21 protein-coding genes are annotated in these 21,537 nt (G+C 69.3%); all 21 read left to right on the top strand.

The annotated features are described in order from the left end of the window. The first annotated feature begins 288 nt into the window (after positions 1-288). The 21 genes from QJ043_RS06830 to QJ043_RS06930 all read left to right on the top strand — a co-directional run bounded on the left by QJ043_RS06830 (position 289) and on the right by QJ043_RS06930 (position 21,525). Entirely contained in the window at positions 289-657 is a 369-nt protein-coding gene (locus tag QJ043_RS06830) for an arsenate reductase family protein (protein WP_283712908.1), read from the top strand. A 137-nt stretch (positions 658-794) separates the two neighbouring features. After that, positions 795-1,256, top strand: a complete 462-nt coding sequence (locus tag QJ043_RS06835) for a zinc ribbon domain-containing protein (RefSeq protein ID WP_283712909.1) — start codon at positions 795-797, stop codon at positions 1,254-1,256. Positions 1,257-1,683: 427 nt separating this feature from the next. Further along, a complete protein-coding gene (locus tag QJ043_RS06840) occupies positions 1,684-3,018 on the top strand; it encodes an ABC transporter substrate-binding protein (RefSeq protein ID WP_283712910.1) in 1,335 nt (444 codons plus the stop codon). A 143-nt stretch (positions 3,019-3,161) separates the two neighbouring features. Continuing rightward, positions 3,162-4,004, top strand: a complete 843-nt coding sequence (locus QJ043_RS06845) for a carbohydrate ABC transporter permease (protein ID WP_283712911.1) — start codon at positions 3,162-3,164, stop codon at positions 4,002-4,004. After that, complete coding sequence (locus QJ043_RS06850; RefSeq protein ID WP_283712912.1) at positions 4,005-4,856, top strand: carbohydrate ABC transporter permease; 852 nt, start codon at positions 4,005-4,007, stop codon at positions 4,854-4,856. A 13-nt stretch (positions 4,857-4,869) separates the two neighbouring features. Continuing rightward, a complete protein-coding gene (locus QJ043_RS06855; protein WP_283712913.1) occupies positions 4,870-5,919 on the top strand; it encodes a LacI family DNA-binding transcriptional regulator in 1,050 nt (349 codons plus the stop codon). Continuing rightward, the gene (gene malQ, locus QJ043_RS06860; protein ID WP_283712914.1) at positions 5,919-7,484 is read left to right on the top strand and encodes a 4-alpha-glucanotransferase; all 1,566 of its coding nucleotides are present in this window, start codon (positions 5,919-5,921) and stop codon (positions 7,482-7,484) included. Before QJ043_RS06855 ends, malQ begins: the two co-directional genes overlap by 1 nt. Beyond that, positions 7,485-9,755, top strand: a complete 2,271-nt coding sequence (locus QJ043_RS06865; RefSeq protein WP_283712915.1) for a glycogen/starch/alpha-glucan phosphorylase — start codon at positions 7,485-7,487, stop codon at positions 9,753-9,755. 35 nt (positions 9,756-9,790) lie between these two features. After that, on the top strand, positions 9,791-10,987 hold the full coding sequence (locus QJ043_RS06870; protein ID WP_283712916.1) for an ABC transporter ATP-binding protein: 1,197 nt from the start codon (positions 9,791-9,793) through the stop codon (positions 10,985-10,987). A 187-nt stretch (positions 10,988-11,174) separates the two neighbouring features. Further along, on the top strand, positions 11,175-12,353 hold the full coding sequence (gene rsgA / locus QJ043_RS06875; RefSeq protein ID WP_283712917.1) for a ribosome small subunit-dependent GTPase A: 1,179 nt from the start codon (positions 11,175-11,177) through the stop codon (positions 12,351-12,353). A gap of 255 nt (positions 12,354-12,608) precedes the next feature. Next, complete coding sequence (locus QJ043_RS06880; protein ID WP_283712918.1) at positions 12,609-13,328, top strand: SAF domain-containing protein; 720 nt, start codon at positions 12,609-12,611, stop codon at positions 13,326-13,328. 26 nt (positions 13,329-13,354) lie between these two features. Continuing rightward, a complete protein-coding gene (locus tag QJ043_RS06885) occupies positions 13,355-14,737 on the top strand; it encodes a CpaE/TadZ family protein (protein ID WP_283712919.1) in 1,383 nt (460 codons plus the stop codon). Further along, entirely contained in the window at positions 14,738-16,051 is a 1,314-nt protein-coding gene (locus tag QJ043_RS06890; protein ID WP_283712920.1) for a TadA family conjugal transfer-associated ATPase, read from the top strand. Beyond that, on the top strand, positions 16,030-16,953 hold the full coding sequence (locus tag QJ043_RS06895) for a type II secretion system F family protein (protein ID WP_283712921.1): 924 nt from the start codon (positions 16,030-16,032) through the stop codon (positions 16,951-16,953). The genes QJ043_RS06890 and QJ043_RS06895 overlap by 22 nt, the downstream gene beginning before the upstream one ends. Continuing rightward, entirely contained in the window at positions 16,950-17,564 is a 615-nt protein-coding gene (locus tag QJ043_RS06900) for a type II secretion system F family protein (protein ID WP_283722777.1), read from the top strand. The genes QJ043_RS06895 and QJ043_RS06900 overlap by 4 nt, the downstream gene beginning before the upstream one ends. Before the next feature lie 47 nt (positions 17,565-17,611). Then, a complete protein-coding gene (locus tag QJ043_RS06905; protein WP_283712923.1) occupies positions 17,612-17,788 on the top strand; it encodes a Flp family type IVb pilin in 177 nt (58 codons plus the stop codon). A 17-nt stretch (positions 17,789-17,805) separates the two neighbouring features. Continuing rightward, positions 17,806-18,318, top strand: coding sequence for a hypothetical protein (locus QJ043_RS06910; protein ID WP_283712924.1), 513 nt, complete (start codon positions 17,806-17,808; stop codon positions 18,316-18,318). Further along, positions 18,315-18,545 carry a hypothetical protein gene (locus QJ043_RS06915; RefSeq protein WP_283712925.1) on the top strand — a complete coding sequence of 77 codons (231 nt, stop codon included), beginning with the start codon at positions 18,315-18,317 and terminating at the stop codon, positions 18,543-18,545. Before QJ043_RS06910 ends, QJ043_RS06915 begins: the two co-directional genes overlap by 4 nt. A 43-nt stretch (positions 18,546-18,588) precedes the next feature. After that, complete coding sequence (locus QJ043_RS06920; protein WP_283712926.1) at positions 18,589-19,020, top strand: pilus assembly protein; 432 nt, start codon at positions 18,589-18,591, stop codon at positions 19,018-19,020. Next, on the top strand, positions 18,995-21,064 hold the full coding sequence (locus tag QJ043_RS06925) for a hypothetical protein (RefSeq protein ID WP_283712928.1): 2,070 nt from the start codon (positions 18,995-18,997) through the stop codon (positions 21,062-21,064). Before QJ043_RS06920 ends, QJ043_RS06925 begins: the two co-directional genes overlap by 26 nt. Further along, positions 21,061-21,525: a hypothetical protein gene (locus tag QJ043_RS06930; RefSeq protein WP_283712929.1), complete on the top strand. Its 465-nt coding sequence runs from the start codon at positions 21,061-21,063 to the stop codon at positions 21,523-21,525. Before QJ043_RS06925 ends, QJ043_RS06930 begins: the two co-directional genes overlap by 4 nt. Positions 21,526-21,537 lie beyond the last annotated feature (12 nt).

Raw genomic sequence — 21,537 nt, forward strand, 5'->3', positions numbered from 1 at the left:
GGGTTGGGTGGTAACCCTGCACCCCACCATCCCCCAACCCCTTCATGCGCGGCTGCCATACCCGCCCCAGACACGGGTTGGGGGGTGGTGCCCTCGCGTCTCACCACCCAACCTGGCTCCGAATGACGGATAAGGCCCACGTGGGGCATGGGTTGGGTGGTGAATCAAGCCCTCGGACCCGCGTACTGGCGCCACGGATCTATCCAGAGTGCGGTTGCAGCAGCCATGCGTCCCTGTTGCCGGTAGGCTAGAGCCCGTCAGGCACATCCATAGAGATGGAGGTAACCCATGGCCGACGTGCTCTTCGTCGCCTATCCCCGCTGTTCCACTTGCAAGAAGGCCCAGAAATGGCTCGACGAGCGCGGTGTGGCGTACACGCTCCGCGACATCGTTGAGGAAAACCCGAGCGCCGAAGAGCTGGCCGCTTGGCTCGATGGCAGCGACCTCGCGCCTCGCAAGCTCTTCAACACAAGCGGGCGCCTCTATCGCGAGCGCGGCCTCAAGGCGCAGCTCGATGCCGGCATGAGCGTCGAGGACATGTTGGCGCTGTTAGGGGAGGAGGGCATGCTCGTGAAGCGCCCGCTCCTCGTGGTCGACGGCACGGTGCGCGCCGCAGGCTTCCGGGAGCCGGCCTGGACAGAGGCCCTCGGTCTCTAGGGCGCCCGACCGCCCCAGGACGGCTCGTGCGGAGAGCCGTTCGGGGCAGGTGAGCTGTGCGGGCAACAGGCTGTTGCTTGGCTGCGGCGCCCTCCTCGGGGACGATGGACTCACGACCGGCGAGGAGAGGAGGCCCCATGGCCATGAAGGACACCATTGCGGCGGTTCGTCGCGAGCAGGGCATCACGCAGGAGCAGATGGCGCGCGACTTGTGCGTGACGCGCCAGGCGGTGAGCCGCTGGGAGAACGGCGACACGGGACCGGGCATCGACATGGTCAAGCTCATCGCCGTGACCTACGGCGTGCCCTTGGAGCGGTTCTTCGACATGCCGAGCGAGTACTTCTGCCAGTGCTGCGGCATGCCCATCCCGGACCCGTCGCTCCATGGCACCGAGGAGGACGGCTCCGAGTCGGACGAGTACTGCAAGTTCTGTTACCAGAACGGCCGGTTCACGGCGCCCGACATGGACATGGACGACTTCATCGAGGCCACCGCTCAGTACTACGTGGCGCAGTCGGGCGGCACCTTTGACGAGGCGGTCTCGTTCATGGCGACCGTCCTGCCGCACCTCAAACGCTGGCGGGAGCGTCAAAGCTAGCACGGAGCCCCGGCAACGGGGCTTTTTCTTGGCGTGTTTACCAGCACTTTTATCGGTTAAAGCGCTCTGGGTGGGGCTCTGGGCCACCAAGCTGGAACCGTTTACGAACGACTTGTGAAATGGGCGGAATAGGGTTCAAACTGCGGCAAAACCTGACAAGAGCGCTTCAGACTGCTATCAAACCGATGTCAGACAGGAAACAGGCAGGTACGCGGCATAAAGCTTCCTGATATATCGAAGGTTTTCAAATCATTGGCCGCCGGCCTCACAACTCCCAGCTCAGGGCGAACAGTAGGATTTCGCCGGTGAACGGCTTCTTCCGAATTCTGATCCCTTTTGGGCACTTTCTACGCTATCTTGCTAATCGTCAATTGGAAACGTTTCCAAACCACACCAGCGATGGAAACAGACACAGGAGGTTGCCCCTATGCTTAACCGCCGTTCGTTCCTGTCCGCCGGTCTTGGCGTTGGCGCCATGGCCGCTCTCGCCGGCTGCAGTGGCTCCGACAACGCCACCGCCTCTGCCGCCGAGGGTTCGGGCAAGGTCTACTACCTGAACTTCAAGCCCGAGCAGGATGAGCAGTGGCAGGAGCTCGCCGAGATCTACACCAAGGAGACCGGCACCGAGGTCACCGTGCTCACCGCCGCTTCCGGCCAGTACGAGACCACCCTCAAGTCCGAGATGGCGAAGACCAACGCCCCGACCCTCTTCCAGGTGAACGGCCCCGTCGGGCTCGCCTCCTGGGAGCAGTACTGCTACGACCTCGACGGCTCCGATGTCGTGAACGCCCTCACCTCCGACTCCTACGAGCTCCACGGCTCCGATGACAAGATCAAGGGCGTCGCCTACGTCGTCGAGACCTACGGCCTGATCGCCAACACCGACCTCCTCGAGAAGGCCGGCTACAAGGCCGAGGACATCACGAGCTTCGCCGAGCTCAAGAAGGTCGCCGAGGACATCACCGCCCGCAAGGACGAGCTGGGCTTCGCCGCCTTCACCTCCGCCGGCATGGACGGCTCCTCCGACTGGCGCTTCAAGACCCACCTGGCCAACCTCCCCATCTACTACGAGTACCAGGCCGACGGCATCGACAGCACCGACGCTATCAAGGGCACCTACCTGGACAACTACCGCCAGATCTGGGACCTCTACATCAACAACGCCACCTGCGAGCCCTCGATCCTCTCCACCAAGACCGGCGACGACGCCGTGGCCGACTTCGTGACCGAGAAGGCCGCCTTCTACCAGAACGGCACCTGGGCCTACGCCGACGTCGAGGACCTCGGCGCCGACAAGCTCAAGATGCTCCCGATCTACATCGGCGTTGACGGCGAGGAGAACCAGGGCCTCTGCACCGGCTCCGAGAACTACTGGTGCGTGAACGGCAAGGCCTCCGAGGAGGACATCAAGGCCACCCTGGACTTCATCAACTGGTGCGTCACCTCCGACGAGGGCAAGAACGCGATGGCCGGCGCCGAGGGCGCGATGCCGTCCGGCGCTGACGGCATGGGCTTCGTCATCCCGTTCGAGGGCGCTCCCGAGTCCGCCAACCCGTTCGTCGAGCAGGACGCCGCCTACACCGCCGACGGCAAGACCCCGGTCGACTGGTGCTTCTCCACGATGCCCTCCGAGGAGTGGAAGAACGGCGTCGGCTCCGCTCTGACCACCTACGCGGCCAACCAGACCGACGACGAGTGGAACAAGGTCGTCGCCGCGTTCGTCGATGGCTGGGCCACCGAGTACGCCGCTGCCAACAACTAAGCGGCGCCCCTCGCGCCGGAGCCCCTCCGGCATCCATTAACCGTGCATGAAACAAGGCCGGCAGGCGGTTCCTGTCTCCCGCCTGCCGGCCTCTTCATGCCTCGAGCCCGTTTCTTCTCGGAATCTGAAAGGAGGTCGATTCCGTGGAAAAGGCAATCAAGCGCTGGTGGCCCGTCTTCGTGCTCCCGACGTTCGCGGCGTTCTGCATCGGCTTCATCGCCCCGTTCATCATGGGCCTGGGTCTGTCGTTCTGCGACTTCACCACCGTGGCCGACGCCACCTTCACCGGCATCGACAACTACGTCAAGGCGTTCTCGGACACCGTGTTCCAGCACGCCTTCTGGTACACGGCGCTGTTCGCGGTCGCGTCCCTCGTCGTCATCAACGTGGTGGCCTTCGCCTTTGCGCTGGCCCTCACCAAGAAGCTGCGCGGCACCAACATCTTCCGCACCGTCTTCTTCATGCCCAACCTCATCGGCGGCATCGTGCTCGGCTACATCTGGCAGCTCATCTTCAACGGCGTGCTCGCCCAGTACAGCACGAGCATCAACCTCAACGAGTGGTATGGCTTCGCCGGCCTCATCATCCTCGTCGCCTGGCAGCAGATCGGCTACATGATGATCATCTACATCGCCGGCCTGCAGTCCATCCCCGGCGACGTGCTCGAGGCGGCCGAGATCGACGGTGCCGGCTCCTGGCGCCGTCTTTTCAGCGTCACCATCCCGATGATGATGCCCTCGATCACCATCTGCATGTTCCTGTCGCTCACCAACGGCTTCAAGCTCTTCGACCAGAACCTCTCGCTCACTGCGGGCGAGCCGGCCAAGATGTCCGAGCTTCTCGCCCTCAACATCTACAACACGTTCTACGGCCGCACCGGCTGGGAGGGCGTCGGCCAGGCCAAGGCTGTGATCTTCTTCCTCTTGGTCGTCGCCATCGGCCTCATCCAGCTGCGCGCCACCCGCTCGAAGGAGGTGCAGGCGTAAATGGCCTCGAATTCTGCTAAGGCGAAGAGCACCCGCAGCTGGCTTGGCACCGCGGGCTTCACGGTCCTCGCCCTCGCGTGGATCGCGCCGATCATCATCGTCCTCTACGACTCGTTCAAGAAGAAGACCTTCATCAACGCCGAGCCGTTCGCGCTGCCCAACGCGCAGACTTTCGTCGGGCTGGAGAACTACTCCAACGCGGTGGACAAGTACGGCTTCATCGAGGCCGTGGGCTGGACCGTCTTCATCACCGTGGGCTCCGTCGCCCTCATCCTGCTCTGCACCTCGATGCTCGCCTGGTACCTCACCCGCGTGAACAACAAGGTCACCAAGCTCCTGTACCTGCTCTGCGTGTTCTCGATGGTCGTGCCGTTCCAGATGGTCATGTTCACCCTTTCCATGACCGCCGACCGTCTCGGCCTCAACACCCCGTGGGGCATCATGATCATCTACCTGGGCTTCGGCGCGGGCCTCGCGACGTTCATGTTCTGCGGCTTCGTGAAGTCCATCCCGGTGGAGATCGAGGAGGCGGCCATGATCGACGGCTGCAGCCCCCTGCGCACCTTCTTCTCCGTCGTGCTCCCGATCATGAAGCCGACGATGATCTCCACGGGCATCCTCGAGATCATGTGGGTCTGGAACGACTTCCTGCTCCCGTACCTCACGCTCGACACGAACCAGTACAAGACGATCTCCATCGTGATCCAGTACATGAAGGGTTCCTACGGGCGCGTCGACATGGGCGCGGTCATGGCGGCGCTCATCATGGCCGTCATCCCGGTCGTCATCTTCTACCTGTGCTGCCAGAAGCACATCATCAAGGGCGTCGCCGCCGGCGCCGTCAAGGGCTGATGGGAGGTCGTTGATGGACATCCGAGACATCGCGCGCCTCTCTGGGTACAGCGTTGGCACCGTGTCACGAGCCATCAACGACAAGCCCAACGTCTCCGAGAAGGCGAAGGCCCGGATCCAGCAGGTGATGCGCGAGCAGGGCTACCAGCCCAACCCGAACGCCCAGCACCTGAAGCAGTCCACCCGCACCTCGATCGGCGTGCTCGTCAAGGGCGCCCACAACCAGCTCTTCGCCGAGCTGGTGGAGCACGTGCAGGCCAGCCTCGGGCAGGTCGAGGAGGAGTCCCAGCTCGTGTACCTGGACGAGGACGCCGACGAGGTGGCGGAGGCCGTGCGCTACCAGAGCAGCCTGCACTTCAAGGGGATCCTGTTCCTGGGTGGCGACCCGGCGAACTTCCGGGCGGGCTTCGAGGCCATCACGATCCCGTGCCTGCTCCTGACGAACACCGCGGAGTCCATCGGCCGCGACAACCTCTCGAGCTTCACCACCGATGACGCGAAGGCCGCGGCCGAGGCCGTGGACGAGCTGGTGAGGTTCGGCCACCGTCGGATCGGCATCATCGGCGGCAACCGGCGTCCCGAGCAGATCGGCACCCTGCGCTTGCAAGGGGCCATGGACGCGCTGGAGCGGCACGGCGTGCCGTTCGAGGTCGAGCGGGACTACGAGCCCTGCCGCTTCTCGATGCGGGACGGCTACGACGCGACGATGTGCCTGCTCCGCCGGCGCCCCGACCTCACCGCGATCTTCGCGCTCGGCGACGTGATGGCGATCGGCGCGATGCGCGCCCTTCGCGACGTCGGGCGCCCGGTCCCCGAGAGCATCTCGGTGGTCGGCTTCGACGGCATCGAGGCCTCCAAGTTCACGGTGCCCCGCCTGATGACGGTGCGCCAGGACGTGGAGGGCATCGCCGAGAAGGGCGTCGCGGCGCTGCTCGAGCGCCTCGAGGACCCTGCCAAGGAGCCCGTGCACGAGCGCGTGGGCCACACACTGCACCGCGGGGAGAGCCTGTGCCCGCCCCCGCACGACATCTATCACACACTCTACGAAGGGATGGCGAGCTGATGACCAAACGTGCCGCAGGTGTCCTGCTGCCTGTCACGTCTCTGCCGTCGTCCTATGGCGTTGGCACGATGGGGGCGGCGGCCCGTGAGTTCGTGGACTTCCTCGCCGCGGCGGACCAGGCGTACTGGCAGATGCTGCCGGTGGGGCCGACGAGCTACGGGGACTCGCCCTACCAGTCCTTCTCGTCCTACGCGGGCAATCCCTACCTGATCGACCTCGACGACCTTGCGGCCGAGGGACTGCTCGACGCCGAGGACTACCAGGGCATTGCGTGGGGCGCTGAGCCGGGGCGCGTGGATTACGGCCGCCTCTATCGCGAGCGCACGGGCGTGCTCGCCCAGGCCGTGAACCGCCTGCTGCTCTCCGAGCAGGCCGACGACTTCGCGCTCTGGTGCGAGGCCGAGGCCTCATGGCTCGACGACTACGCCCTCTTCATGGCGCTCAAGGATCGGCACGAGGGGCGCCCGTGGTGGGAGTGGCCCTGCGAGTTCCAGCGGCGTGACCCGGACGCGCTGGAGGCGGCCTCCGAGGAGCTCGCCTGCCAGGTGGGGTTCTGGAAGGGCGTGCAGTTCCTCTTCTACAGCCAGTGGAACGACCTGCGCGACTACGCCCACTCCCGGGGCATCGAGATCATCGGCGACATGCCCATCTATGTCGCCCGCGACTCCGCGGACGTCTGGGCGCACCCGCAGGAGTTCCAGCTGGACGAGACGCTGACCCCCACCGACGTGGCCGGCTGCCCGCCGGACGGCTTCTCCGCGACGGGTCAGCTGTGGGGCAACCCGCTCTTCGACTGGGACGCCATGGAGGAGAACGGCTACGAGTGGTTCGTCGGCCGCACGGCGCACATGTTCCGCCTGTTCGACGTGCTGCGCATCGATCACTTCCGCGGCTTCGACACCTACTACGCGGTGCCCTTTGGCGACGACGACGCCTGCGACGGCGAGTGGCGCCAGGGGCCCGGCATGAGGCTCTTCCACGCCATCCGCGAGCAGCTCGGCGACCAGCGCATCATCGCCGAGGACCTCGGCTTCCTCACGGACACCGTGAAGCAGCTGCTGGCCGACTCCGGCTACCCCGGCATGAAGGTGCTCGAGTTCGCCTTCGACAGCCGTGACGGCGGCGGCCGCGGCTACCAGCCCCACAACATCCCGAGCCACTCCGTCGCGTACGTGGGGACCCACGACAACCCCACGGCCCTCGGCTGGTTCGAGGAGGCCGAGCTCGAGGACGCCGCGTACGCCAAGGCATACCTCGGCCTCAACGAGGACGAGGGCTACCACTGGGGCATGATGCGCGGCATCTGGGCGAGCCCCGCGGACCTTGCGGTGGTGCAGGCCCAGGACCTGCTCGGACTCGGCTCCGAGGGCCGCATGAACGTGCCGTCGACCCTCGGCGGCAACTGGACCTGGCGCCTGTTGCCGGGCCAGTTGGACGACGAACTGGCGGCGAAGGTCGCCCGTTGCATGGATCTGTACGAGCGCGCCCCTCTCGCCGTCGACGAGGACGCCGATGGCGAGCGCGCAGTCGAGGACGACCTCGACGCCCACGGGAAGGTGGCCTAGTTGAAGGATCTGAACGTCATCGTCGAGCGCGAGCTGGCGAACGTGGAGGGCGAGCCCACCGCCCAGCAGCTGATAGAGGCCTTGATGGTCGCCGTGCGCGAGCTGCAGGGCGACCTGGAGCCGGCGAAGGGGGAGCGCAAGCTCTACTACTTCTCCGCCGAGTTCCTGATGGGCCGTCTGCTGCGGGCCAACCTCATCAACCTCGGCCTTCTGGACGAGGCCGAGGCGCTGCTCGCCGGCTATGGCACGACGCTCGCCGAGGTGGAGGAGGCCGAGCCCGAGCCGTCCCTCGGCAACGGCGGCCTCGGCCGTCTGGCCGCGTGCTTCCTCGACTCCATCGCGTCGCTCGGGCTGCCCGGCGACGGCGTGGGCCTGAACTACCACTACGGGCTGTTCCGCCAGGACCTGTCCCACGGCATCCAGGAGGAGCACGCCGACCCCTGGATCGCCCCGCAGTCCTGGCTCGTGGACACCGGCCGCGCGTTCTGGGTGCAGCTGCGCGGCCAGCACCTGCTCGCCAAGGTCTACGACGTGCAGATCCCCGGTTACCAGAACGGCGTCTGCAACCAGCTGCACCTCTTCGACGTCGAGAACCCCGCCGAGCCTCCCGCGGAGGGCATCGACTTCGACAAGCAGGACCTCGCCGGCAACCTGACGAGCTTCCTCTATCCGGACGACTCCGACGACGCCGGGCGCATCCTCCGCGTCTGCCAGCAGTACTTCATGGTGTCCGCCGGCGCGCAGATGATCCTCGCGGACCTCGAGGCGGCCGGCCACGCCCTGACCGAGCTGCCCGAGCACGTCGCGATCCAGATCAACGACACGCACCCGTCGATGGTCATCCCGGAGCTGATCCGCCTGCTCACCGAGCGCGGCATCGATTTTGGGACGGCGGTCGACCTGGTGCAGCGCACCTGCAACTACACCAACCACACGATCCTCGCGGAGGCGCTGGAGAAGTGGCCAGTCTCCTATCTGGAGACCGTGGCCCCGCAGATCGTGCCCATCATCAAGAAGCTGGACGAGCTCGCGCGCGAGCGCACGGACAACCCCGGCCTCTCGATCTGGGACGCCAACGACACCATCCACATGGCCCACATGGACGTGCACTTCGCGTCCAAGGTCAACGGCGTCGCCGAGCTGCACACCGAGATCCTCGAGACCTCGACCATGAAGGACTTCTACGACCTCTATCCCGAGAAGTTCACCAACAAGACCAACGGCGTCACCTTCCGCCGCTGGCTCATGGGGTGCAACGAGCCGCTCGCCCAGATGCTCGACGACACGATCGGCTGCGCCTGGCGTACGGACGCGAACGCCCTCGAGGACCTCGTGCAGCACGTGGACGAGGAGGAGCTGCAGAACCGCTTCCTCGGCGTGAAGTACCACCGCAAGGAGGAGCTCGCGAAGTGGCTGAAGGACACCCAGGGCGTCGACGTGAACCCTGACGCTGTGTTCGACGTCCAGATCAAGCGGCTGCACCAGTACAAGCGCCAGCAGATGAACGCGCTCTACGCCATCTGGAAGTACCGTCAGATCAAGGCCGGCGTCAAGCCCGCGCGCCCGCTCGTGATGATCTTCGGCGCCAAGGCCGCCCCGGCCTACACGCTCGCGAAGGACACGATCCACCTGCTCTGCCTGCTGTCCGAGCTCTTCGCGAACGACCCCGAGGTCGCCCCGTACCTGCAGATCGTGGCGGTCGAGAACTACAATGTGTCGGCCGCCGAGCACGTGATCCCGGCCGCGGACATCTCCGAGCAGATCTCTCTGGCCTCCAAGGAGGCGAGCGGCACCTCCAACATGAAGCTCATGGCCAACGGCGCCGTGACGCTCGGCACGATGGACGGCGCCAACGTGGAGATCGTCGAGCGCGCCGGCGAGGAGAACGCCTACATCTTCGGGCGCTCCTCGGAGGACGTCATCGACCTGTACGACACCGGATCCTATCACCCGTGGGACTACTGGCGCGACCCGGAGGTGGAGCCGCTCGTGGACTTCGTCGTGAGCCCCGAGCTCCTGAGCACAGGGGATCCCGCCTCGCTGTCCCGCCTCTACAAGGACTTCATCGCTGCTGATTACTTCATGGCGTTGCTCGACGTGAAGGACTACATCAGCACCAAGGAGCGCTGCTTGGCCGATTATGAGAATCGGAACGCCTGGGCGCGCAAGGCGCTGATGAACATCGCGCGCTCCGGGCACTTCTCGTCCGACCGGACCATCGCAGAGTACGACCGAGACATTTGGCATGTGAACCCGGAGCTGGGCCAGTAGGGCCGGAGCCTCCAGAACAAGAAAGGACGTGCACCATGGCTGAGGTTCAGCTCAAGCACATCGAGAAGATCTACCCCAACGCCGCCGGTGAGAAGAAGCGCTTCGGCAAGAAGAAGCAGGCGGCCAAGAAGCCCTCCAACCTCAAGGTGACCGACGAGGGCGTCGTCGCCGTCGAGGACTTCAACCTCGACATCGCGGACGGCGAGTTCATCGTCCTCGTCGGCCCCTCCGGCTGCGGCAAGTCCACCACGCTCCGCATGGTGGCCGGCCTCGAGGAGATCTCGCGCGGCGACCTGCTCATCGACGGCGAGCGCGTGAACGACGTGGCCCCGAAGGACCGCGACATCGCGATGGTCTTCCAGAACTACGCCCTCTATCCGCACATGTCCGTCCGCGAGAACCTCGAGTTCCCGCTGAAGCTCCGCAAGATGGACAAGGCCGAGATCGACCGTCGCGTGGAGGACGCCGCCGAGATCCTCGGCATCACCGAGTACCTCGACCGCAAGCCCAAGGCCCTGTCCGGCGGCCAGCGCCAGCGCGTGGCCATCGGCCGTGCCATCGTGCGCGAGCCCAAGGTGCTGCTGATGGACGAGCCGCTGTCCAACCTGGACGCGAAGCTCCGCAACCAGATGCGCGCCGAGATCATCAAGCTGCGCCAGCGCATCCACACCACCTTCGTGTACGTGACCCACGACCAGACCGAGGCCATGACCCTCGGCGACCGCATCGTCGTCATGAAGGACGGCGAGGTCCAGCAGGTGGGCACCCCGGTCGAGGTCTTCGACCACCCCGCCAACATCTTCGTCGCCGGCTTCATCGGCGTGCCGCAGATGAACTTCTACGACGCCCAGCTCAACAAGAAGGGCGACCAGTACGTGGTCGAGGTCCAGGGCGTCGAGGTCGTGCCGTCCGCCGACAAGCAGGCCGCGCTCAAGGCCAACAACGTGGAGCCGCAGGCCATCACGCTCGGCGTGCGTCCGGAGCACGTGACCATCGTGACCGACGAGAACACCCCGGCCCTCCACGGCAACGTCGAGGTCACCGAGCTCATGGGCTCCGAGGTCCACATCCACGTGAACGACGAGGGCGCCGACACCATCATCGTGTCGCACAACGACGGCGCCGAGGCCTCTGCCGCCATGGACAAGAAGCCGGGCGACACCGTGGCCTTCACCTTCGAGGGCAACGTCGTGCACCTGTTCGACGAGGCCGGCAAGAACCTCGAGGCCTAAGCACCCGCGCGACACTGCTTGCCGGAAGGCGCTCTGACCCATGTGGGTCGGGGCGTCTTTTCTTGTCGTCCTATCATGGCCGGTGTGCCGTCGGCACAGGGCGCCCCGCTCGTCGAGAGCGTGCGTCCCAAGGGGTCCGGCGGAATGGGTAGCAACTTCCACAGGCGACAAGGAGGGCACTGGGCGCATGGCGAAACGGGCGCGGAGCACCAAGAGGACGCGGGGGCGTGCGAGCGTTCGCACGGGTGTCGGCGAGGTCGCGCTGCCGGCCCTCGACACCTTGGCCGATATGCCCACGTGGGGAGACGTGGTGCCCGACGACGCCCAGGTAGAGGCCTTCGAGCGGTTCCAAGCGGGCGCTCCGGAGAACGGCGAGGAGCTGCACCTGGGCTGTGTGGTCCGGCTCGACCGCGGCTTTCCGGCGGTGCTCTTCGAGTGCGGCGTCGTGCGCGCGGAGCATGCGGTGTCCTTCGCCAAGGAGGCCGGCGAGAAACCGGCGGTGGGCGACTGGGTGGCCCTGCGCGCCCCGGAGGCCCACGACAAGGGGCTGATCGAGGCGGTGCTGCCGCGGCGGTCGGACATTGCGCGGTGGCGCGGCGGCGCCCGCGGGGACCGTCAGACCTTGGCGGCCAATGTGGACGTGGTGCTCGTGGCCCAGCCGTTGGGGGAGCGTGGGCTGTCGCTGGACCGGCTCGCCCGCTCGGCCGTCATCGCGCGAGACAGCGGGTGCGACGTGGCCGTGGTGCTCACGAAGGCGGACCGCGTGGCGCCGCGCGATGTGGCGGCAGCCGTTGGGTCCGTGCGGCTCGTGCTGGGGGACGTGCCGGTGGCGGTGCTCGGCGGTCTCGGGAAGGGCGACGACGCGGGCGACCAGGCGCGGGCCGCCGAGCAGGTCGGTGCGGGCTTCGGACCCGAGGCCGTGGCTGCGCTCGTGCCGGAGCGCACGGTGGCCATGGTGCTCGGCGAGTCCGGTGTGGGGAAGTCGACCCTGTTGAACGCGATGCTCGGCCACGACGCCCTTGAGACGGGCGCCGTGCGCGGACGCGACGACGCCGGGCGCCACACCACGGTGACACGCCGCATGGTCAAATTGCCGGGGAGGGGCGTCGTGATCGACTGCCCCGGGCTTCGGAGCCTGCCGTTGGTGGGGCACGAGCGTGGGCTCGCCCGCGTGTTCCCGAGGATCGTCGAGGCTGCTCAGGGGTGCCGCTTCAACGACTGCACCCATGAGCACGAGCCCGGGTGCGCAGTGGCGGAGGCGCAGGCGGAGGGGCGGTTCTCGACGGAGGCGCTCGACGCGTACCGGGCGCTCGCCCGCGAGATGCGCGATTCTGCGGAGACGCTCGATCCGGACGTGCGGTTGTAAGGAACGGCGGGCGTCGCTCCGGTGGCCCTCTTGTGAACCGAGGCAACCAGTGGCCTGTCTGTCCGTTGTTCGAGCGAAGTTCGTTTGAGCCCCGCCACCTGCGGGGCCAGTTTTCGGGGCCGGAAATCTGACCCTTCCCGTGACAGCTTGTGAGTGACGGCCCCTGTCGATGTGATCGGCAGGGGCCGCTCGCCTTTCAGGATGGGTCTCACGGCAGGCGCACGGGGCGCCCGCCCCGGGGCCTCGGGAGGCGGCATGAAGCGACGGTTTCGACTGCTCCTGGCCGCGGCCTTCGGGGCGCTCGCCGTGGTGCTCGGCATCGCGTACGGCGACTCGGTGCGTGCCGAGGCGGAGAGCGAGCGCGCCGCCGCCATGGAGCGCTACGGGGGCGAGACCGCCCCTGTGCTGGTGGCCACCGAGGCCCTCGAGACGGGCGCCGTGCTCGGCACGGCCTCGCTCGAGGTGCGGACATGGCCGTCGGAGCTCGTGCCGGACGGCGCGCTCGGCTCGGTGGAGGACGCGCTCGGGGAGTCGCTCGCGCACCCGTTGAGCGCCGGCGCGGCCGTGACGGAGACCGTTCTGGCATCCCACCAAGAGGGGCTCTCGGTGCCGTCGGGCCATGCCGCGCTGACGGTGGCTGTGGGCGAGCGTACCGGCGTGTCCGGGGACGTGGCCGCGGGCACCGTGCTCGCGGCCTATCGGGTGCAGGACGGCGCGTGCCGGCTCATCTGCGGGTCGGCGCGGGTGCTGGCTGCCGCGGGCGACAGCCTGACGGTCGCAGTCCCCGCCGAGAACGTGGGCGCGACCGTCACGGCAGCGAGCGATGGCTCGCTCCGTCTCGTGGTGCCGGCAGCCGACGTGGACGCGCTCGACACGGGCGCGGCGGCCGGCGACGTGCTCCCTGCCGACGAGGGCGCGGGCGGCGCGCCTGGCGGAGGCGAGACAAGCCCGGTGAAGAGTGCCGGGCGCTCCTGAGAATTCGAGAAAGAGGGAGGCGCGGCATGGCGCGGAACTGGTTCGTCCACTGCGGGGTTGAGCAACGACCGGCGATGGAGGCGTGCGTGAGGCACCTCGACCCGCAAGGTCGGGCCGTCTTTGTGGACGAGGCCCAAGGGCTGCGCTCCCTCGTGAGGACAGTGCCCGCGGGCAGCTGCTGCGTGGCCGTGGGGGACGGGGCGGAGCTCGACCCCGCCAATCTGGCGGCCGCCGTCGCGGCCGACGGGCACGCGGCCGAGGTGGTCGTGGCCACCGAGCGGCCGGACGCTTCGATGCGGGCCCGGGCGTTGCGCGGCGGAGCCACGCGCGTGGTGTACCTGCAGGCCGCGGGATCGCAGGCCGGTCTGACCGACGAGAGGCCGCGGGTCGCAGCGGGCGCCCCCGAGGCGCCGGAGCCCGAGCGGCCGCATGGGGAGGGAGACCCTGTCCTGCCGGCTCCCGGCGCCGGGGGTGCGTCCCTCAGCCTCGTGCCCGCGACTGCGCGGGTGCCCAAGGATGACGAACCCCAAGGTCACAGAGTTGTCGAGCCCGTGAGCTCAAACGACGTGCCCGGCCAGCGGCTTCGGGACGGCGAGGGGCCGTGCCTCGTGTTGGCGAGCGCCCGAGGGGGCGTGGGCAAGTCCTCGATCGCGGCGATGATGGCGCTCGAGGCGGCCTCCTGGGGCATGGACGTGGCCCTCGTGGACCTCGACCTGGCCTTTGGCGACATCTACGACTTCTTCGGCCTCGATGGGCCGGCAGACCTCACGCCCCTCTCGCACGGGTGGGATCCGGTGGCGCTCGACGCGGCGGGGAAGGTCGCGGCGCCCCATGTGACGTTGTACGGGCCCTGCCTGCGCCCGGAGTTCGCGGAGACCGTGACGCCCCATGTTGGCGAGGTTCTCGCGCACCTCAAGCGACGCCACGGCCTCGTGGTGGTGGACGGCTCGACCACGTGGAGCGACTCGCTGGCCCAGGCGGCCCAGTGCTGCGACCGGCTCCTTCTCGTCTCGGACGAGCGTGCCGGTGCCGTGGGGTCGCTCGCCAAGGCGGCGTCTCTCGCTGGACGGCTCGGGGTGGCGCAGGCGCGGCTCGTGCGGCTCATGAACCGGTGCGATCCCAAAGGCCGCGATGAGGGCTTCCTCGTCCGCGCCGCCGAGGGGTTCGAGGGCGCCCGCACCCATCGAGTGCTCGAGGGCGGTTTCGACGTGAGCGAGCTGCTCGCCACCGGGCATGCGGCGGAGCTCGTGGAGCTGGACGAGGAGTTCTCCCGCTCCTGTCGCGCGGCGTTGGCGAAGGTGCTCGCGGACCTGGGGCGGCTGCCGGACGCGCCCGAGGCGCGGGAGTCGCGCGACCTGGCGGTGGTGAGGCGCGGCCGGCTGTTCCGGTTCGCGAAGGAGGCGGTGTAGATGGGCCTGTTGGAACGCGTGGTCGCGGAACCGGAGGAGCCGGCGGCCCGTCCGCGCGAGCGGGCGGCGCTCGTGGAGCGTCTCCGGCGGGACGTGGTCGAGCGCATGGGCGCACCGGCAGTGGCGGGCCTCGTCCGTTCGGCCGAGACGGGGCGTGCTGCCGAGGAGCTGGGCGCTGCCTGCGAGGCGGTGCTCAGCGGCGACGGGTACCGGAACGTGCCGACTGCAGAGCGCGGGGCCCTGGTGCGCGAAGTGCTCGACCAGGTGCTTGGGCTTGGCGCGCTGCAGCCCTTGATGGACGACCCTGGCGTCACCGAGGTGATGGTCAACGGCACGGGCTCCCTCTTCTACGAGAAGGACGGCGCCCTGCACCCCACGGCCCGCGTTTTCGACAACCGCGACCAGATCCTTCGGGTGGTGGATCGGATCCTTGCCCCGCTCGGCCGGCGCCTGGACGAGTCCTCGCCCATCGTGAACGCGCGTCTGGCGAGCGGCGACCGCGTGAACGCGGTGATCGACCCGGTGGCCGTCGACGGGCCCTACGTCACGATCCGCCGGTTCACCGGGCGCATCCGCTCGCTCGACCGGCTCGTGGAGCTGGGCGCGATGCCCGTGTGGCTCGCGCAGCTGCTGAGCTGGGCGGTCAAGGCCCGGCAGGCCATCGCGGTGGCGGGCGGCACGGGCTCGGGCAAGACGACCCTGCTCAACGCGCTGTCCCACGAGATCCCGGCGAGCGAGCGCGTGATCACCATCGAGGACTCTGCGGAGCTCTCGTTCAAGGGGCACCCGCACGTGGTGCGCCTCGAGGCCCGCGCGGCGTCGATCGAGGGCACCGGCGAGGTCACGATCCGCCAGCTCGTCACCAACGCCCTCCGCATGCGGCCGGACCGCATCGTCGTGGGCGAGGTGCGCGGGGCCGAGGCGGTGGACATGCTGCAGGCGATGAACACGGGGCACGACGGGTCGCTCACGACGCTGCACGCTGGCACCGAGCGCGAGGCGGTCTCTCGCCTCGTGCTGATGGCGCGCCTCGGCATGGACCTGCCGGCGTCGTTGCTCGAGGAACAGGTGGCCACGGCCCTCGACCTCATGGTCATGGGCAAGCGCCTGCCGGACGGCGCCCGGCGCGTCACGACCGTCTCGGCCGTGGAGCGGGACGAAGGGGGACGTGCGCGCCTGGTCCCGCTTGTGGACTACGACGAGCCGAACGATGCCTGGCGCCTTGTGAGGGAGCCGGAGTTCGTCGGACGCCTGCCGGCGTTGCGGATCGCCGCAGAGGGGGAGGTGCAGCGATGGCGCACGAGCTGTGGCTGAGTGCCGCCGCGGCAGGCGCGGCCGCGTTGACAGTGACGTCGGGTCTTCGTGGCGTGGCCCGGCCGCGCAACGAGGTGCTGTGGTTGTTGGAGCGCACGGGCGAGCGTACGGTCCCGCTCCTGGCGTGGCGGCCCTGGGCGGTGGCGACGCGCGAGATGGGCGCAGCAGCCGTCAAACACGGCCACGAGCTGTCGCGGCTGCAGGCGTGCGGAGCGGTGGCCTGGGGCGTGGGCGGCGTCGGCATCGGCTGCGCGGTTCTCGCCTGGTCCCCGGTGGCGTTCCCGCTCGGGGTCGTGGGGGCGACGGCGCTGCTCGTGCCGCTGGCCTCCGCGTGGGAGCGCGCGCGGCGCCGGCGGGCGACGGACAGCCTCCCGGATGCGTACCGGTCGCTGGCGGGCGCGCTCGGCACTGGTCGCACCTTGGCGCAGGCGGTGGAGTACGTGGGCCGTCATGCGGAGGGCGAGGTGGGCGCGGCCTTCGAGGCGGCGTCGCTCGAGCTTTCCTGCGGATCCTCGCTCGACCGCGCGCTTGAGGTGCTCGCGGGGGCGCTGCCGCCTGGCACGGCGGGTCTCCTTGTGACGGCGCTCGAGGTCTCGCAGCGCACGGGCGCCCCGCTGCGCGGGTTGCTCGAGGAGGCAGCGTCCCTCTTGGAGGAGCGCGCTGGGCTCGTGCGGTTGCTCCAGACCAAGACGGCGCAGGCGCGGCTCTCGGCCCGGGTGGTGATGGCGCTCCCGGCGGCGCTCGTGCTTCTGTTGGCGCTGTTGTCGCCGGACTTTCGGGACGGCGTGGCCACACCAATAGGCGCGGCGTCGCTGGCGATCGCGGCGCTGCTCGACCTGGCGGCGCTCGCCCTCATGCGCTTGATCATGCGGGGCGCGGTGCCCCGGGAGTCGGAGCCGTGAGCGGGGAGCTGGCCGGCGCGGCTGTGGCAGCCGGCTGCGCGGTCTTGGTGCTGACTGGAGGCGGGTGTGGCCGTCCGGCGATACGGCAGGCTCGTGCGCCTCTGACGCTGACGCTGGAACCGCTGCGTCGGGTCGCGGATCGGGCGCGGCAGGCTGCCCGCAGTGAGCGGTGCGAGGCCCAGGCGCCCGAGATGCTCGACATCGTGACGCTCGGGCTCTCGGCCGGGCTCTCGTTCGATGCGGCGCTGTCGCTCTACGTGGACCGCGAAGAGGGGCCGCTGCCCGAGGGGCTGGCCGGCGCTCGGGCCGCTTGGGAGGTGGGCGATGCCAGCCGCTCGGAGGCGCTGGCCCAGGCCGCAGCAGAGCTGGGGTCACCCGCCGTGGAGCGGTTCGCGGGCGCGGTGACCGAGGCGCTCGAGTTCGGCGCGCCGTTGGCCGCGACGTTGCAGCGTCAGGCGCACGGGCTGCGCGAGGAGCAGCGCCGGGCGGCAGAGGAGGCCGTCGAGAAGGTCCCGGTGAAGCTGCTCGGGCCCCTCGCCGGGCTCGTGGTGCCGGCGATGCTGCTCGCAATCCTGGGGCCCTTGCTGTCCGGGGCTCTCTCGATGGGATGAAACGGGACGGCGACAAGGACGCCCGCGAAGGGCGGAAAGGAGCGGAGATGTCGGTGTTCGAGCGGCTGCGGCATGTGGCGGACGAGGAGTCAGGCCAGGGCACGACGGAGTACGCGATCCTCGTGGGGGTGCTCGTGCTCATAGCCATCGTGGCGGTGGTCGCGTTCCGCGACCGGGTCCAGCAGCTGTGGACGTCCATCGCCGACGGCATCAACTCGCTGTGACGCGGAAGGGGCGAGCGATGGCCGCATGCGCGGCGGCGCTGCTCGTCGTGGTGTTGGCGGCGGGCTGGGCCGCTCGGGAGGGCACCGGTGGACAGGCACCTCGGGCGTCGGACGAGCAGGCGCAGCCCCGCGACGGGCAGCCCGTCGATGAGCCGGAGGACGGGGCGGCTGCAGACGACCAGGGTGGGGCGCCCGTGAACGCGGACGACCTGTGGTCGCGGGCGCTCGCGGACGGACGTGCCACGCGCACCGAGCGGGAGTTCCCCTCGGAGCTCCCGGACGCTGCGGCGACGGTGTTGGAGGAGTACCGGACGGGTTCGTGGCAGTTGCTCCAGGCTGGCTACCTGGATCTGCTCGGTCGCTGCTGGGGCTGTGTGGCGATGGCCCCCGACAAAGTGCAGGTGTGCGTCCTGAGCGAGACCGACCTCGGCACGAGCCATGCCGACGTGCTCGCGCTGAGTCCGAAGGACTGGCAGGACGGCGGTGCGGTCGGTCGCGCGGGTGCGGACGCGCTGACGGAGGCGGCATGAACGGGAGGGGCCATGGGCGGCGCGGGCGCGGTGCGGCAGAGGACCGAGGGCAGGCGACGGTCGAGCAGGCTGTCGTGCTCTTCGCGCTGCTCGCCCTGGTGGTGGCGCTTGGTGCCGTGTGGCGCGCCGGCACGTCAGGAACGTTCGCGCGGTTGGCGGAGGCGGCCGCGTCGCACGGCGCCGGGGCCACGACGCTGGCACAGGTGCAGGACGTGCTCCTGTACTGATCCGGCGAGAACCCACCCGGCAGAGGAGTGCGGCCAGGCGAGCGTGGAGCTTGCAGCGCTGTTGCCGGTGCTGCTCGTGGTGGTGGGGCTTCTCGTGCAGCCGGCGTGCCTCTTCTACGCCCGTGCGGTGATGGGCGCCGCGGCGGCAGAAGGGGCGCGCGTGCTCGCGACGAAGGCCGCCGGCGTCACGGACGAGCAGGTCACCGCCTTCGTGAGGCGGCGCCTCGCGGCCGTGCCGAACTCGCCGCTCTGGCATGAGGGCGACTGGGAGGTGGAGGTGGACGGCTCGGAGGGCTCGGCGGAGGCGAGGGTCAGGGTGAAGGGCCGGGCGCGACCATGGCCGCTGCTCGGGTGGGTCGCGGCGGCGTTCGCGGACGCTGCGGACGGCCTCGTGACGCTCGACGTGGAGGTGAAGGGCGCCGTGCGCCCAAGCTGGTTGGGAGGGAGCTATGGGGACTGGAAGGGCGCGTGGTGAGTGGCGGCCGTCGCGGCCGACCCGTCTGTGGGGCATCGACCTCTTTCTGGACGAGGAGGGCGGCTCGACCACCGTGACGGTGGCTGTCTCGCTCCTGGCCAGCCTGGCGCTCGTGTTCGCGCTCGTGCAGGTGGCGTGGGTCGGCTCTCGCGCCGGCGACGTGCAGGCCGTGGCGGACTCCGCCGCGCTCTCGGCCATGGCGCCGGTGAAGGCGTTCCGCACGGTCGCGCAGGTGGCCGACGCGACCGTTCTCTCGCTCGGCCTCACCGGTCTCATGATGGTGGGCGCCGGTGCGGTGACGGCGCTTGTCCCGGGGCTCGGGCCCGCCGGGCTGCGGGTGGTGGAAGCGGGTCGCTCGGTGCTCGAGAGCAGGCGCACGTTCGCGCAGTCGGCCGCCGAGGGGCTCGAGAGGCTCGAGAAGGCGGTTCCCGCCGCCATGGCCGCGCAGTCGTGGTCGGTGGTGAGGGCCAACAGCGCCGGGGCCGTCTCGTACAACGGGCTCGCGATTCCGTACCCGGCCACGGGGTCCTCGAGCTATGGGCTCGCCGACGACGTCCAGGCCTCGGTGGACTCGTTGTCCCAGGCGGCCGAGGATATGGCGGCCGCCTCCGATGCCGCGAAGGCCGAGCACGACGCTGCGGACGCCGCCCTCGAGAAGGGCTGGCGCGCCGACTGCGTGGACGACCCTTCGTGTGCCCGGTCGCGGGCGAGCCGTTTGGCGGGGCTCTCCGGCTCGGCGAACCCGGGCTGTCCGCACAAGGAGGGTTGGAGCTTCGGCATGGCGCTTCGGCGGGCCCGCGCGTACTACACGGCACGGGCGGCCTCTGAGGCGCCGACGTCGTCGAGCACCGAGGAGCGGGCGCGCTCGGCCCTGCGCTCTGCCTATTACGCCTACGCGCTCCGTGCGCTCAACCAGGGCTGTGTCACGGAGTCGGGCAACCGGGTGAGCGTGAGCCTGCCCGAGCTTGCCCACAACGCCGACACCACGCGCGCGTCGACCCTCTACACGGAGTCCCGATGGCCGTGCACCGAGGAAGAAGGCGGTCGCACTGCCCATGCGTTCTCGGGATGTCCGGGCGCGACGGGGGCCTCGAGCGGTGTGGCGTCGGTGGCGGACGTGGAGTCCGGCACTTGTCGGCGGTGCGAGGTGTGCGGGCTCGACCTGGCCTCGCTCGGCGCCGTGGCCTCGGCCTCGTACAACATCGACAACGGCTTCGAGCACTACTGGGCGCAGATCGTCGCGGCGTCCCGTGAGTGGGAGCCGGCCGAGAACGCCGCGCGAGCAGCAGAAGAGCGCTCCCGCGCCGCAGCCGAGCAGGGCGCCAGCCTCTTCGACCGTGCGCTGGAGGCGCTCGCGGTGCCACGGCCGAGCCTCAAGCCGCCCGGTTACCTCGGAGCCGTTGCGCTCGTCGCGCGGCCCGGGGCCCAGGCGACCGGCTCGCTGGTGTCCGCGTTCTCGGGGGAAGCGTCGCTGCCTGCCGGCTGTGCCATCGCCGGGGCGTGCCTGGCCGCCGAGGACGCGACGGGCCAGGAGAACGTGCTGGCACGGTTCTTCGACTCGATGAGCCAGGGGGAGGAGGCGGGCGTCGCCGGCGTGCTGCAAGGGGTCGTGGGCCTGTGGGGCGAGCTGCTCGTGGGCTACGGCGGCGCGTACGGGTCCGTCTCGGACGCGGCGGGCAGGCTGCTCGATGGTCTCGACGCCGTGGGAGCGTCGTCAGTGGCCACGTGGCTCAAGGACAAGGTGGGGAGCCTGGTCGCGGCGGCCGGCTTCGAGCCGGCGGACCTGCGGCTGCGGAAGCCCGTGCTCTGCAACACGCAGGACATCCTCTCGGCGGACGGCTCGTCCACGGCGGCGGACCTGCGGCGATACCTGCAGGCCATGCCCGCGGACGGCACGCCGGCCGAGATGTTGGCGGCCTTCGGGCGCACGGTGCGGGACGACCTGGGCGAGCAGGAGCTGACCATCGCAGAGCTCACCGTGCCCGGCACGTCGATCAGCGTGCCCTTCAAGGTCAAGGTCAAGACCCTTTGGGGCGGCTCATGAGGAGCTGGTGGGCTGAGGAGAGGGGTCAGGCGGTCGTGGAGCTGGCCGCCCTGCTGCCGGTGGTGCTGGTGGTGGCGCTCGTCGCGATTAACCTCGGCCGCTTCTTGGAGCTCTCGGCGCGGTTCGACCGGGTGTCGCTCGACGCGGCGCTCGCCCACGGCGCGGCGCCGGCCGGGGAGCAGGACGCGCAGTCGGCCTGCGAGCAGGCGAGAGAGGCGATCGTCCAGGCCCTCGACGCCGATGACGCCGAGGTGGAGGTGAGAGCCGAGCGTCTGGACCCTGTGGAGGACGGGCTGCTCGCCTTTGTGCCGGGACGCGTGCGCTTCGTGTGCACGCTGCGGTATCGGCCGCGCCCCCAGGGGTTCTCGGTGGCTGGTGTGCCCTTGGGCGCGCCGGTGGCGCTGGAGCACACGCGCGAGGTTGTGGTGGACGTGGGGTCCGTGGGTCTGGGATTGGGGTGAGCGATGGAGTCG

Origin of the sequence: Kribbibacterium absianum, assembly GCF_030067705.1 — a bacterium.
GTDB classification, from domain to species: Bacteria; Actinomycetota; Coriobacteriia; order Coriobacteriales; family Atopobiaceae; genus Kribbibacterium; species Kribbibacterium absianum.

Coding starts and splice junctions, on each gene's coding strand:
- QJ043_RS06830 (WP_283712908.1), top strand. CDS start 289: ATGGCCGACGTGCTCTTCGTCGCCTATCCCCGCTGTTCCACTTGCAAG.
- QJ043_RS06835 (WP_283712909.1), top strand. CDS start 795: ATGGCCATGAAGGACACCATTGCGGCGGTTCGTCGCGAGCAGGGCATC.
- QJ043_RS06840 (WP_283712910.1), top strand. CDS start 1,684: ATGCTTAACCGCCGTTCGTTCCTGTCCGCCGGTCTTGGCGTTGGCGCC.
- QJ043_RS06850 (WP_283712912.1), top strand. CDS start 4,005: ATGGCCTCGAATTCTGCTAAGGCGAAGAGCACCCGCAGCTGGCTTGGC.
- QJ043_RS06855 (WP_283712913.1), top strand. CDS start 4,870: ATGGACATCCGAGACATCGCGCGCCTCTCTGGGTACAGCGTTGGCACC.
- malQ (WP_283712914.1), top strand. CDS start 5,919: ATGACCAAACGTGCCGCAGGTGTCCTGCTGCCTGTCACGTCTCTGCCG.
- QJ043_RS06870 (WP_283712916.1), top strand. CDS start 9,791: ATGGCTGAGGTTCAGCTCAAGCACATCGAGAAGATCTACCCCAACGCC.
- rsgA (WP_283712917.1), top strand. CDS start 11,175: ATGGCGAAACGGGCGCGGAGCACCAAGAGGACGCGGGGGCGTGCGAGC.
- QJ043_RS06880 (WP_283712918.1), top strand. CDS start 12,609: ATGAAGCGACGGTTTCGACTGCTCCTGGCCGCGGCCTTCGGGGCGCTC.
- QJ043_RS06885 (WP_283712919.1), top strand. CDS start 13,355: ATGGCGCGGAACTGGTTCGTCCACTGCGGGGTTGAGCAACGACCGGCG.
- QJ043_RS06890 (WP_283712920.1), top strand. CDS start 14,738: ATGGGCCTGTTGGAACGCGTGGTCGCGGAACCGGAGGAGCCGGCGGCC.
- QJ043_RS06895 (WP_283712921.1), top strand. CDS start 16,030: ATGGCGCACGAGCTGTGGCTGAGTGCCGCCGCGGCAGGCGCGGCCGCG.
- QJ043_RS06905 (WP_283712923.1), top strand. CDS start 17,612: ATGTCGGTGTTCGAGCGGCTGCGGCATGTGGCGGACGAGGAGTCAGGC.
- QJ043_RS06910 (WP_283712924.1), top strand. CDS start 17,806: ATGGCCGCATGCGCGGCGGCGCTGCTCGTCGTGGTGTTGGCGGCGGGC.
- QJ043_RS06915 (WP_283712925.1), top strand. CDS start 18,315: ATGAACGGGAGGGGCCATGGGCGGCGCGGGCGCGGTGCGGCAGAGGAC.
- QJ043_RS06925 (WP_283712928.1), top strand. CDS start 18,995: ATGGGGACTGGAAGGGCGCGTGGTGAGTGGCGGCCGTCGCGGCCGACC.
- QJ043_RS06930 (WP_283712929.1), top strand. CDS start 21,061: ATGAGGAGCTGGTGGGCTGAGGAGAGGGGTCAGGCGGTCGTGGAGCTG.